General features: G+C 50.7%; 8 protein-coding genes. 3 read left to right on the top strand and 5 right to left on the bottom strand.

Translation table 11 applies throughout. From position 1 onward, the window contains the following. Window positions 1–2 precede the first annotated feature (2 nt). Window positions 3–1,142: a polysaccharide export protein Wza gene (gene wza, locus EFER_RS10800; protein ID WP_000978069.1), complete on the bottom strand. Its 1,140-nt coding sequence runs from the start codon at window positions 1,140–1,142 to the stop codon at window positions 3–5. 658 nt (window positions 1,143–1,800) lie between these two features. On the opposite strand from wza, the gene EFER_RS10805 reads away from it, so the two are divergent. Both EFER_RS10805 and EFER_RS10810 read left to right on the top strand, forming a co-directional pair. Continuing rightward, window positions 1,801–3,384 carry a TerC family protein gene (locus EFER_RS10805; RefSeq protein WP_000454701.1) on the top strand — a complete coding sequence of 528 codons (1,584 nt, stop codon included), beginning with the start codon at window positions 1,801–1,803 and terminating at the stop codon, window positions 3,382–3,384. Between the two features lie 263 nt (window positions 3,385–3,647). Further along, window positions 3,648–4,673, top strand: coding sequence for an IS110 family RNA-guided transposase (locus EFER_RS10810; RefSeq protein WP_000868863.1), 1,026 nt, complete (start codon window positions 3,648–3,650; stop codon window positions 4,671–4,673). A gap of 548 nt (window positions 4,674–5,221) precedes the next feature. Here the strand turns inward: EFER_RS10810 and asmA are convergent. From asmA to udk, 3 genes are all read right to left on the bottom strand, one after another. Next, window positions 5,222–7,075: an outer membrane assembly protein AsmA gene (asmA, locus tag EFER_RS10815; protein WP_001252280.1), complete on the bottom strand. Its 1,854-nt coding sequence runs from the start codon at window positions 7,073–7,075 to the stop codon at window positions 5,222–5,224. Between the two features lie 21 nt (window positions 7,076–7,096). Then, complete coding sequence (gene dcd / locus EFER_RS10820; protein ID WP_001234767.1) at window positions 7,097–7,678, bottom strand: dCTP deaminase; 582 nt, start codon at window positions 7,676–7,678, stop codon at window positions 7,097–7,099. Between the two features lie 91 nt (window positions 7,679–7,769). After that, window positions 7,770–8,411 (bottom strand): uridine kinase, encoded by a 642-nt coding sequence (gene udk, locus EFER_RS10825; protein WP_000132077.1) that lies wholly within the window; start codon window positions 8,409–8,411, stop codon window positions 7,770–7,772. 336 nt (window positions 8,412–8,747) lie between these two features. Here udk and EFER_RS10830 point away from each other — a divergent pair, with 336 nt between their 5' ends. After that, the gene (locus EFER_RS10830; protein ID WP_000042965.1) at window positions 8,748–12,065 is read left to right on the top strand and encodes a diguanylate cyclase; all 3,318 of its coding nucleotides are present in this window, start codon (window positions 8,748–8,750) and stop codon (window positions 12,063–12,065) included. Between the two features lie 37 nt (window positions 12,066–12,102). On the opposite strand, the gene alkA is transcribed toward EFER_RS10830, so the two are convergent. Beyond that, on the bottom strand, window positions 12,103–12,960 hold the full coding sequence (gene alkA / locus EFER_RS10835; RefSeq protein ID WP_000288363.1) for a DNA-3-methyladenine glycosylase 2: 858 nt from the start codon (window positions 12,958–12,960) through the stop codon (window positions 12,103–12,105). Between the last annotated feature and the right edge of the window lie 7 nt (window positions 12,961–12,967).

Here is a 12,967-nt window from a genome sequence, read left to right on the forward strand (position 1 = left end):
GATTACCAGTTATGAATGTCGCTGGCTGTATCCGTCATGTAACGGACACCGCTAATAGTTGGCAGCAACTGATTGATCAGACGGTTCCAGCGGGAAACCGGGGCGGTGGTGACATACACCACGTCATAAGGCTGCAGGCGGAATTCTGTCGCCATCACCAGCGACGTGGCATCGGACATATCCAGCTGATAGATATTGGCAATCTTGCCGTTACGCCCGCCCTCGCCTTTCAGCGGACGAATGACAAAGATGCCGCTGGCGTTGGAGGTGGTCATGTCGATGCCTTCAGCATTGCCCAGGGCTTCAGTCAGGGTCATACCGCTAAAGTCCATTTTCAGGGTGCTCTGTTTTTTCACTTCACCCATCACAAATACTTTCAGATCATCATTACGCGGCACGTAGAGAATATCGCCAGGATAAAGCAGTCGGTTCTGATTGAGGTCGCCGTTTTGCATCAGCGCCTGCAAAGAAATGCGTTCTTCACGACCATTGTGTGTTAGCACCACGTTGCGCCAGTCAGCGGTGTCGGTCAGGCCACCTGCGGCGTTGATGGCATCGAGAATGGTCAGTGGTACGTTGGTGATCGCCTGTTGACCGGATTTATTCACCTGACCGGAGATATAGGCCTTTTGTGAGCGGAAGGCGGCGATATTAACGTCCACCTGCGGGTCAGCGATGTACGTCGCTAAGCGCCCGGTAATATCACTGCGGATTTCAGCGAGCGTTTTCCCCACTACGTGAACCTTGCCAATATACGGGTAGAACATGGTGCCGTCAGGCTGTACCCAGTTACCGGTGTCGCTGGAGCTGCGGTACTGACCAGCTGGCGTGGTGAGTTCCGGGTGATCCCAGACGGTGACATTAAGAACGTCGCCCGGCCCGACACGATATTGATAATTGGCAATCTCGCTTTCCAGCGTCATATTGGGGCGCGCGACGTTCGGGCGTGGGCGTAATTGATCAATCAGGCGCGGGGTCAGCGGATAAACATTCACCATTTTGTCGAGATCGAAATCAGCATCCTGCTGTTTGATGACGTCTTTACCCATCGTCGACATATTGCTGCCCGGAAGTACTGTGCAACCGCTTATCAAGGTTACTGACACCAATAATGGTATCAATTTCATTTTGGATTTCATCATTGTTTATTTATCACTTTGGCAGAGTAATTATCCTGTGCACTATTAATAGCAATGTTGCCATGCACATTTACCTTGCAGTTAATTGAATAAAAATTTAACTGGCATCAGTCCTAAAAAAATTGATTTCATCCGCAGGCTATTGACAGAATAATTCAGACTGGTCTTTCAGGCGTCCAGACACGCTACCGCCCCTGGCTTTTTAGCTACCAATACACTGATTTAGTTTAGATTTTCTAACTCTTTCATCATGCAGTCGATTATGAAAAAGCGTTATTCCGTGAATTAATTTTCCAGATATAAGGTGGCATTATGGTAATTGAATATTGGCTTCCAATAATGCAGGAGGAAGTGTTACAGCTAACGGAATAGCAGGCAAGGTAACAATTCGGCAATTGGCTATTTTTAAGAATTATATTAAGTGTCATTCAATATGGTTTTTAGGAGTTTCTTTAGGTTGACAATAATTAATATAGTGCCTCCATATGCGATATTTCTTAAATAATGTTTTATTATTGCCACTTTTAATTCAGGGATAATGCGATGTTATAGCCCTCAAATAAAGTCAGATAAAAAGTGCTGTGACATTGCATTTTTTCCCTGATTTATCCATGATCGAATTGTGACATTTGTCATACAACGAATAGGTTTTGTACTTACTATGGAATGGATTGCCGATCCGTCTATCTGGGCCGGGTTAATCACGCTGATTGTGATCGAACTGGTCCTCGGCATTGATAACCTGGTCTTTATTGCCATCCTCGCCGAAAAACTACCGCCGAAGCAGCGCGACCGCGCACGGGTTACCGGGCTGCTGCTGGCAATGTTAATGCGCCTGTTACTGCTGGCGTCAATCTCCTGGCTGGTCACCCTGACTCAACCACTGTTCAGCTTCCGCTCGTTTACCTTTAGCGCCCGCGACTTAATCATGCTGTTTGGTGGGTTCTTCCTGTTGTTCAAAGCCACGATGGAGTTGAACGAACGGCTGGAGGGGAAAGACAGCAATAACCCCACGCAACGCAAAGGTGCGAAGTTCTGGGGCGTGGTGACGCAAATTGTGGTGCTGGACGCCATCTTCTCACTCGACTCGGTGATTACCGCCGTCGGGATGGTCGACCATTTACTGGTAATGATGGCCGCCGTCGTTATCGCTATCAGCCTGATGCTGATGGCAAGCAAGCCGTTAACCCAGTTCGTTAATAGCCACCCGACGATCGTTATTCTCTGCCTAAGTTTCCTGTTGATGATTGGCTTTAGCCTGGTGGCGGAAGGTTTCGGCTTCGTCATTCCGAAAGGCTATCTGTATGCTGCCATTGGTTTCTCGGTGATGATCGAGGCGCTCAATCAGTTGGCTATCTTTAACCGGCGACGTTTTCTTTCCGCTAACCAGACACTGCGCCAGCGGACTACCGAAGCGGTAATGCGCCTGCTTAGCGGGCAAAAAGAAGATGCGGAACTGGACGCCGAAACCGCGTCCATGCTGGTGGATCATGGTAACCAGCAGATCTTTAATCCGCAGGAACGGCGGATGATTGAGCGGGTACTTAATCTTAACCAGCGTACTGTCAGCAGCATCATGACGTCACGCCACGATATTGAGCATATCGATCTCAACGCGCCAGAAGAGGAGATCCGCCAGCTGCTGGAGCGAAATCAGCACACGCGTCTGGTCGTTACCGACGGCGATGATGCAGAAGATTTGCTCGGTGTCGTTCACGTTATCGACCTGCTACAACAATCGCTGCGCGGCGAGCCTCTCAACCTGCGGGTGTTGATTCGCCAGCCGCTGGTGTTCCCGGAAACCTTGCCGCTGTTACCTGCTCTCGAGCAGTTCCGTAATGCCCGCACACACTTTGCTTTTGTGGTGGATGAGTTTGGCTCGGTGGAAGGGATTGTGACATTAAGTGACGTCACTGAAACCATTGCAGGTAACTTGCCAAACGAAGTGGAAGAGATCGATGCCCGTCATGATATTCAGAAAAATGCCGACGGTTCCTGGACAGCGAATGGTCATATGCCGCTGGAAGATCTGGTGCAATATGTGCCGCTGCCGCTGGATGAAAAACGTGAATATCACACCATTGCCGGGCTGCTGATGGAATATTTACAGCGTATTCCAAAACCTGGCGAAGAAGTTCAGGTGGGGGATTATTTGCTTAAAACGTTGCAGGTGGAAAGCCATCGCGTACAGAAGGTGCAGATTATTCCGCTGCGTAAGGATGGCGAGATGGAGTACGAGGTGTGATGGTATCGGCCATTTTACCCAATGCTGCGTAACGCCTTATAACTTCAGCAATGAAGCGTTGTCTGTGGTACATGGACATCACAGCGGGGGTGTGGGTCCGGCTGTAAATCGCCGAATCGTTTCCTGTAGGCCGGGGCAGCCCACATGGATGTGGGCTGAGGGCGCGTTTTACAGGGATAATGAGATGGACGCTCCAGATTTTACGGTATCAAAGTACCAGACTGGATCGTTGCAATACGTCCTGAAAAATTAGGAGCGTCCACATGAAAGTATCAACTCTTGGTATCGACCTGGCAAAGAACGTTTTTCAGCTTCATGGTGTCGATCATGAAGGCCATACTATTTTGCGTAAAAAGCTCACCCGGGCTAAGTTTGTTCAGTTTGTGATTCAACTGGAACCTTGTCTGATTGGCATGGAAGCCTGCTCATCCAGTCATTATTTTGCGCGATTATTCACCCGCTATGGTCATGAGGTAAAACTCATACCTCCGCAGTATGTGAAGCCTTATGTGAAAACGAACAAGACGGATGCAGCAGATGCTGAAGCAATCTGCGAAGCGGTAACCCGCCCGAATATGCGTTTTGTTCAGATAAAAACCGAAGAGCAGCAGGCCGTTTTAGCGTTACACACTGAACGGGGAATACTTATCCGTGAGCGGATTGCCTGTGCCAATAGTTTAAGAGCCACACTTGCTGAGTTTGGTATTACGATTGCGGCCGGACAAAGCCATTTAACACGTGAGCTGCCAGCCATTCTGGAGGATGGCGAAAATGGTTTATCTCCCTTTGTCAGAACCAGCATCTACAGACAGTCTAAACATATCCGGGAACTTGAAGAACAAGTTAAACAGGTAGAAGAAGCTCTGGCCTCCTGGTATAGAACGCAGGAAGCCTGCCAGAGAATGGCCAAGATCCCGGGGGTTGGCATGCTAACGGCCACTTATGTGGTAGCAGCAGTGGGTAATGCCCGACAATTCAGTACCGCAAAGCAGTTCGCTTCATGGCTGGGGCTGACACCAAAGGAACATTCCAGCGGCGGGAAACAGCAACTGGGAGGGATCAGCAAACGTGGAGATGGATATTTCCGATACCTGCTGGTTCACGGCGCACGCGCACTTACCGCCTGGGTCAACCGAAACGGCGCGGTTGAGGAGAATTCCTGGCTTCAGGGACTCCTTGAGCGGAAGCACTACAATGTAGCTGTTGTCGCCATGGCGGCAAAAACAGCGAGGATCATGTGGTCAATGTTGTCACACAATACTGAATATCAACCTCGGCAGCTCGCCTGACACAAGGTCAGTCAATCTGACGAGGTGCTGAAAAAAAGTTAACGTCCTGGTAGGTGCAGGTGACTTCAGAAGATGGCAAAACAGGTAAGACCGCAGGCAGGACACACCGAGAGGTAACAAGGGCAAGTTAGCCCGTAGAGGATGATTGGTACCTGCCTGGCGGATTTCATCATGGTTCGGGATAAAAATCCCATCAGAAACCGGATATATGGCTGCACCTACCCGTTTTATTACATAACTGAAGAAAGCATTGCATTCCGGGAGCGTCCATATATGTTACCTCGCGCCCGTACCCGATAGCCGAAAGGAATAAGATGAGGGAACCGCGCCAGCGGCGATTTACCGCCGGGAGCCCGGGTTGCCAGGGTGGTGGCGATTGAGCCACCCTGACACGTTCACCGGCTTGAGCGTTCCATAGTAGCGAGGAACATCAAGTGAACGGAACAGCCTTCGATCTTATATATTCAGAATATAATGATGCCGCCACGAACGCCTGATGCGACGCTTTACGCGTCTTATCAGGCCTACAGGACTGGTCACCTGGTAACTTACATCTTCTCCAGCAACTTCTTCACATCTTTGCCATTGCGGGAATCTTTATTCCGCTCGGCCCAGTCATTCAGGCGACGTTTCGCTTCGTCCTGGAGATGTTTGCGTAGCAGCTGGTCCACTTGCAGGCTGTAATTAAGTTGCTGCCAGTTGCCATAAACCCGCAAAGGAACCGGAGTTTCTTTAAGGAAATCAATCAGTTTGCTTTCCCCGTTCCAGCCACCCACGACCCGAATATCAAACTGGGTGTCGCAGGTTTGATCTGCCAGATTCAACGTACCAGCCCCGGAAAGCGCCAGCATGGGCGACTCACCCTGCATGTCATCAAGAGTCACAACGCCATTGTCGAGCGTCAAATCGGTAGAGAAGTGATCAAGCCGGGTCACGTTATCGAAGTTTTCAGCGGCCTTCACATCACCACCATTACGTTCTACCGCTTGTTGGATCATCTGCTGGAAGTTCATGCCTTCCATGCGCGTATCGGCCATTTCGACATGCGCCGTCCCCTGCCAGGTGTGGCGGAATGCGTTAGCATCAATATCAGCACCAGAGAAATCCCCCGCCAGCGACATTTTCCCCGTTAGTGAGATGGGGTAGTTAAAGGCATTCAGGATGGTGCCAATCTCGACATTTTCCAGTCGTGGATGGAAAACTATACGCGGATGAGAGGCTGTGGCATCCAGCGTACCGGGTAACGACACAACACCCTGGTTAAGTTTGCCCTGCAACTGGATAATCTCCAGCAGCCCCGCCTTGTTGGTCATTTGCGCAGTGACATCGGCAAAATCCATTCCACGCCAGCGCACGTTATTGGCCTGCAACAAAATATCTGCCGCAAAGCCTTTCAGCCCCTGATACGCGGGTTCATCAATGCGTGAGGAAATTACCGGACGTGGCAGCGTCGGCTGGTTTTGCCCCTGTTGAGCAACGCCATTTTGCGTAGTCATCACATCATTCATTGGCAGCAAATTATCCAGATTTAACTGGGCAAATTGCAATCTGAGCAGCCATTCTGGCTTCTCAAGCAGCGCTACCTGCGCCTGACCGGTAAGATTACTGTCGTTAGCGGTTAAATTGATTTGTTCAAAAGAGAGACGTTTTTGCGCTTCCTGCCACTGAGCCCTGAACTGACCATGGCCCTGAATCCCCTGCTTCGGCAGATCAGCACCCTGCAACTGCCAGTCAATCTGTTGAATATCTGCCGTTAAATCATGTGGATAATCAGAGGCATCAACCGTACCTTTGAGCGATAAAGAGAGATCGCGTTGGTCGCGATTTACCCGCCCGGAAAACTCAAACGATCCGCGATGTTGTGAGTCCTGCTCCATTTGCAGGCGGATATCACGCACCGTAACCTGCTCGTCATCTTCATGCTGGAACACCAGCACGCTGTCACTGACTCGCAGGCTGGCGATATCAAACGACCAGCCACGATCTTCTGCGTTATCGGGTAATGTATTGTCTTTCGGCGCTACCGGGGCATCTTCACTGCGCACCGCTTCTGTTTCCGGTGTCAGTTGAATCACTGCCCCTTTGAGCATGACTTGCTTAACGCTGAGTTGATGACTTAACAAAGGCCAGAGGGCCACATCAAGGCGCATATTATCGGCACGGACCAGCGGTTGGCTGGCACCCTGTGCCGTTAATATTGTGCGACCAGAAAGGATACTAAGCTGCGGCCAGACGTGCCAGCGCAGAGGACCATCTAACTGAAGCTGATAACCACTTCGCGCGGCAACCTGCTTTACCATGTAATCACGGAAATCATTCGGATTAACCAGCAGTACTAACGCAGAAAAACCCGCCACCAGCACGACCAGGAGAATCATCAGCGTGGTCAGAAATCGTCTCATGGTATCCTCAATGGACCAGAATTAGTCTTTATCGATCCGGCTGGCTACCGCACCCTGCTGGTTGCGATATTTCGCGTCTTCGCGGCGGTTGTACGGGCGTGCCGCCGGGCCGGAAAGCGGCTCAAAGCTCAGCGCACCAATTAACATACCTGGGCGCAAAGCGAGCGGCAGTTTACCAGAGTTGTAAAACTCCAGCACAATGCAGCCAGACCAGCCTGGATCGATACGGTGTGCGGTAACGTGTACCATCAGCCCCAGACGAGCCAGGGAGGAACGCCCGTCCAGCCAGCCAACCAGATCGGCAGGCAGTGTTACTGACTCCAGCGTTACCGCCAGCGCCAGCTCTCCCGGATGGAGATAAAACGCTTCACCCTCGTCGAGCACAATCTCGTCGCTCATCACACGATCAAGCGCGGCGCTCACTTCATCTTTGGGGCCGCTCAGATCGATAAACGCTGCCGTGTGACCACGGAAGGTACGAAATTTATTGCCCAGGCGCACATCCACCGTCGCGCCATTAATACGCTCCACTGGCGGACGTGGGTTGATCGACAAACGGCCTTCATCAAGCCAGGCTTCAATATCGCGGTCACACAGACGCATGGCACTTTCTCCTTTCGCGCATCACTCCCTTAACGCCTTTTGCGTCAAGGGCATACCAGGTTATCACTGAACGGTACACAATTCACAAAACTTATTCAAAGAACTGACTAATTTTTGCTTTCAATATATCGATCGCGATGCGGTTTTTCCCGCCGCGCGGCACGATAATATCCGCATATTGCTTGGAAGGTTCAATAAATTGCAGGAACATCGGGCGCACAGTTTTTTGATATTGCGCCATCACGGAATCCATCGAACGACCACGCTCATTAACGTCGCGCTTGATGCGGCGCATCAGGCAGATATCCAGCGGAGTATCGACAAAAATAGAGAAATTCAATTCGTCACGCAGCCGTGCATCTGTCAGCAATAAGATGCCTTCGAGAATGATGACTTTCTTCGGTTCAACCTTCACCGTTTCTTTCATTCGCGTGTGTTCTACGTAACTGTAAACCGGCAGGTCAATGGCCGAGCCACGTTTAAGTGCCTGAAGATGTTCAAGAAGCAGGCTATGATCCATCGCGCTGGGATGGTCATAATTAGTTTTAACCCGCTCTTCCATCGACAGATGGCTTTGATCTTTGTAGTAGCAATCTTCCGGAATAACGCCGATGTGTTCATCGCCCACTTGTTCACGCAGTTCACGATAAAGGGTACTGGCAATAAGACTCTTGCCGGAAGCCGATGCGCCAGCGATACCGATAATGACGCACTGATGAGACTGATCAGTCATATATTTAGCGACCTGAATAACCTGGATGTTAGGAAGGGGAGCGTCGAAACGCCAAACGCGGCAATTATAGGGATTTCATCCGTCTGATACCAGTCGAATAGCGCCTGCATGGTTAGGGCATAAATTTAGTCGAATAATTCCCTGACGCAAATTAATTCGCGCAATTTTAATACAAAGTTAAAAATGTTAGTTCACAGCGAACGAAATATCACCTGATGCGTCATTTTATGAACAATCCACATATAAAATGTAAAACTTTTGTACTAGCATAAACAGAAATTCACACTGAAACGTCCGGTATATCCGCGACGATCTGGCCATTCGGATTGAGCAGTAATGAGTAAACCATCCCAACATGTTTTAGTTACCCTGCCACATCCGCTACTGCACCTGGTCAGTTTAGGTTTAGTTTCTTTTATTTTTACTCTGTTCTCTCTTGAGCTTTCTCAGTTTGGTAACCAACTGGCGCCACTCTGGTTTCCCACCTCGATTATGATGGTAGCGTTTTACCGCCATGCAGGACGGATGTGGCCAGGCATTGCGCTGACTTGCTCGCTGGGCAATATCGCGGCATCCGTTCTCCTTTTCTCTACCAGCTCCCTGAATATGATCTGGACGGGAATCAACATTGTTGAAGCGGCTACAGGCGCCCTCCTCCTGCGTAAATTGTTGCCATGGTATAACCCTCTAAAAAATCTAAATGACTGGTTACGTCTGGCGTTTGGCAGTGCCATAGTTCCCCCGTTGCTGGGCGGCGTACTTATTCTCCTGATTACCCCTGGAGACGATCCTTTAAGATCATTTTTTATCTGGGTCCTTTCAGAATCCATCGGCGCTCTGGCACTGGTGCCGCTGGGATTGTTATTTAAGCCACATTATCTGTTGCGCCATCGCAACCCTCGGTTGCTTTTTGAGTCACTGCTCACGTTAGCCATCACACTGACGTTAAGCTGGCTTTCGATGCTGTATCTGCCGTGGCCTTTTACTTTCATTATTGTGCTGCTGATGTGGAGCGCCGTGCGCCTGCCACGAATGGAAGCCTTTTTGATTTTCCTTACCACGGTGATGATGGTGTCGCTGATGATGGCCGCGGATCCCTCCCTGCTTGCTACGCCGAGAACGTACCTGATGAGCCATATGCCGTGGCTACCGTTTTTACTGATCCTGCTGCCCGCCAACATCATGACTATGGTGATGTATGCCTTTCGTGCGGAACGCAAACACATTTCCGAAAGCGAAACCCGTTTTCGCAACGCTATGGAGTATTCCGCCATCGGCATGGCTCTTGTGGGAACGGAAGGACAATGGCTGCAAACCAATAAAGCCTTATGTCAGTTTCTCGGTTACAACCAGGATGAGCTACGCGCCCTCACCTTTCAGCAACTGACCTGGCCGGAAGATCTCAATAAAGATCTGCAACAGGTTGAGAAACTCATTAATGGTGAGATCAATACCTATTCGATGGAAAAGCGTTACTACAATCGTACTGGCGATATTGTTTGGGCATTGCTTGCTGTCTCACTGGTACGCCACACCGATGGTACGCCGCTCTACTTTATCGCCCAGATCGAAGATATCAATGAGCTCAAACGTACTGAACACATAAACAAACGCCTGATGGAACGCATTACACTGGCTAATGAAGCGGGCGGGATTGGTATCTGGGAATGGGAGCTGAAGCCGGATATTTTTAGCTGGGATAAGCGGATGTTCGAGCTGTATGAAATTCCTCCGCATATCAAACCGAACTGGCAAGTGTGGTACGAGTGCGTGCTGCCGGAAGATCGCCAGCACGCCGAAAAAGTGATTCGCGATTCATTGCAATCACGCTCTCCCTTTAAACTGGAATTTCGCATTGCCGTGAAAGATGGCATCCGCCATATCCGCGCCCTCGCTAACCGGGTACTGAATAAAGAAGGCGAAGTCGAACGCCTGCTCGGCATTAATATGGATATGACTGAGGTTAAACAGCTTAACGAGGCATTGTTTCAGGAAAAAGAGCGCCTGCACATTACGCTGGACTCCATCGGCGAAGCTGTGGTCTGTATTGATATGGCAATGAAAATTACCTTTATGAACCCGGTGGCGGAGAAGATGAGCGGCTGGATGCAGGAGGAAGCGTTGGGGGTTCCGCTCCTGACGGTGTTGCATATTACCTTTGGCGACAATGGTCCCCTGATGGAGAACATTTACAGTGCCGACACCTCGCGTTCCGCGATTGAACAAGATGTAGTGTTGCACTGCCGGAGCGGCGGCAGCTACGACGTGCATTACAGCATTACGCCACTAAGTACTCTGGACGGCAGCAATATAGGCTCAGTACTGGTGATTCAGGACGTCACCGAATCACGCAAAATGCTGCGCCAACTTAGCTACAGCGCCTCCCATGATGCACTGACGCATCTCGCCAATCGCGCCAGTTTTGAGAAGCAACTACGCATCCTGCTGCAAACGGTAAACAGTACACATCAGCGACATGCACTGGTGTTTATCGATCTTGATCGCTTTAAAGCGGTGAATGACAGCGCCGGGCACGCCGCTGGCGACGCTTTGCTGCGCGAACTGGCATCATTGATGCTGAGTATGCTGCGCTCCAGCGACGTACTTGCGCGACTCGGTGGCGATGAATTTGGTCTGCTGCTGCCAGACTGTAATGTCGAAAGTGCGCGTTTTATCGCTACACGCATTATCAGCGCCGTGAATGACTATCATTTTATATGGGAAGGACGTGTACATCGGGTAGGTGCCAGTGCCGGGATTACCTTGATTGATGACAACAATCATCAGGCGGTTGAAGTGATGTCGCAGGCTGACATCGCCTGTTATGCCTCCAAAAATGGTGGCCGCGGCCGGGTGACAGTTTACGAACCGCAGCAAGCTGACGCACATATCGAACGGGCGGCGATGTCGATTGATGAACAGTGGCGGATGATTAAAGAGAATCAGTTGATGATGATCGCCCACGGCGTCGCTTCGCCACGGATCCCGGAAGCGCGTAATTTGTGGTTGATATCACTAAAACTCTGGGGTTGCGAAGGCGAGATTTTTGATGAACAAACATTTCGTCGTAGCTTCGGTGATCCGGCGCTTAACCATGCTCTTGACCGCCGGGTACTCCATGAATTTTTCCAGCAGACCGCAAAAGCGATTGCCAGTAAAGGCTTAAGCATCGCCCTCCCCCTTTCTGTTGCCGGTTTGAGTAGCGCCGCTCTGGTGAATGAACTGCTTGAGCAGTTGGAAAATAGCCCTCTACCACCGCGGTTATTACATCTGATTATTCCGGCAGAAGCGGTTATCGATCACGCAGAAAGCGTGCAAAAACTGCGGCTGGCGGGATGTCGGATAGTGCTCAGCCAGGTGGGTCGCGATCTGCAAATTTTCAACACGCTGAAAGCGAATATGGCAGATTACCTGCTACTTGACGGTGAGCTATGCGCCAGCGTGCAGGGTAATTTGATGGATGAGATGCTGATTACGATTATTCAGGGGCACGCTCAGCGACTCGGGGTGAAGACTATCGCCGGGCCAGTTGTTTTACCCTTAGTGATGGATACGCTTTCTGGCATCGGCGTTGATCTGATTTATGGTGATGTGATTGCCGATGCCCAACCATTGGATTTGCTGGTGAATAACAGTTATTTCGCGATTAACTAAGGCGTGCTTCCCCATCGCCTGATGCGACGTATCAGGCCTACAATTCGTCCGTTCCGTCGGGTTGCCAGCCTTCCGTATACCAGATATGCAACAGCGCATAAGAACGCCAGGGCTTCCAGCGCTCGGCATAACGGCGGATTTGTGCCGGTGTCATTCCCGGAAATCGCTGTTTAATCAGATAATCATCCGGCAGAAAAACATCTTTCGCCTGCCAGCCGCGCAAGGCGAAATAATTCGCCGTCCAGCGCCCGATACCCGGAAAAGTTTGCAGCTTTTTCATCGCTTGTTCTACGTCGCCCGGTATTATCATTGGTAAGGTGCCCTCCAGCGCCGCATTTGCCAGATGAATCAGCGCCTCTGCCCGTTTCAACGGCATACCTAACGCTTTTAATGCCTGCGGGTCGGCTACCGCCAGCCGCTGAGGCGTGGGGAAGCAGACATATTCCGGGTAATCATCCAGCCGTTCGCCATAAAGCTGTGCCACTCTGGCGGTCAATTTTGCCGCCATCGCCACGCTCACCAGTTGGCCTAAAATCGCCCGCACGCCCTGCTCAAAAGCATCAACACAACCAGGTAAACGCAATCCGGGCCGCGCCGCGCCTAACTTTCCCAACGCACCGTTCACAATCTGCGGGTTACATTGCAGATCAAACAGGCGGCTCATTTTCGCCAGACACTCAGCGGCAACAGGTTCTAAACCTGCACTTAAATTTATGTGCAGAGTATGGCTGGCTATATCCGGAATAGCAGTCACCACGCCACGATGTTCACCCACCGCCAGACTACGGGCATAAAAATCGTCAGCGACTGTTTCCACACCGCTCACCGCACGAGCGGCGAGAAAACCCAACATCCACGACCAGTCATACGGCGGCTGCCAGTTCAGGGTATACATCGCATCT

The sequence above is a fragment of the Escherichia fergusonii ATCC 35469 genome, assembly GCF_000026225.1.
In the GTDB taxonomy this organism is placed as follows: Bacteria; Pseudomonadota; Gammaproteobacteria; order Enterobacterales; family Enterobacteriaceae; genus Escherichia; species Escherichia fergusonii.

Excerpts from the sequence above, each read along its gene's own strand:
- wza (WP_000978069.1), bottom strand. The coding sequence starts at position 1,142 with ATGATGAAATCCAAAATGAAATTGATACCATTATTGGTGTCAGTAACC.
- EFER_RS10805 (WP_000454701.1), top strand. The coding sequence starts at position 1,801 with ATGGAATGGATTGCCGATCCGTCTATCTGGGCCGGGTTAATCACGCTG.
- EFER_RS10810 (WP_000868863.1), top strand. The coding sequence starts at position 3,648 with ATGAAAGTATCAACTCTTGGTATCGACCTGGCAAAGAACGTTTTTCAG.
- asmA (WP_001252280.1), bottom strand. The coding sequence starts at position 7,075 with ATGAGACGATTTCTGACCACGCTGATGATTCTCCTGGTCGTGCTGGTG.
- dcd (WP_001234767.1), bottom strand. The coding sequence starts at position 7,678 with ATGCGTCTGTGTGACCGCGATATTGAAGCCTGGCTTGATGAAGGCCGT.
- udk (WP_000132077.1), bottom strand. The coding sequence starts at position 8,411 with ATGACTGATCAGTCTCATCAGTGCGTCATTATCGGTATCGCTGGCGCA.
- EFER_RS10830 (WP_000042965.1), top strand. The coding sequence starts at position 8,748 with ATGAGTAAACCATCCCAACATGTTTTAGTTACCCTGCCACATCCGCTA.
- alkA (WP_000288363.1), bottom strand. The coding sequence starts at position 12,960 with ATGTATACCCTGAACTGGCAGCCGCCGTATGACTGGTCGTGGATGTTG.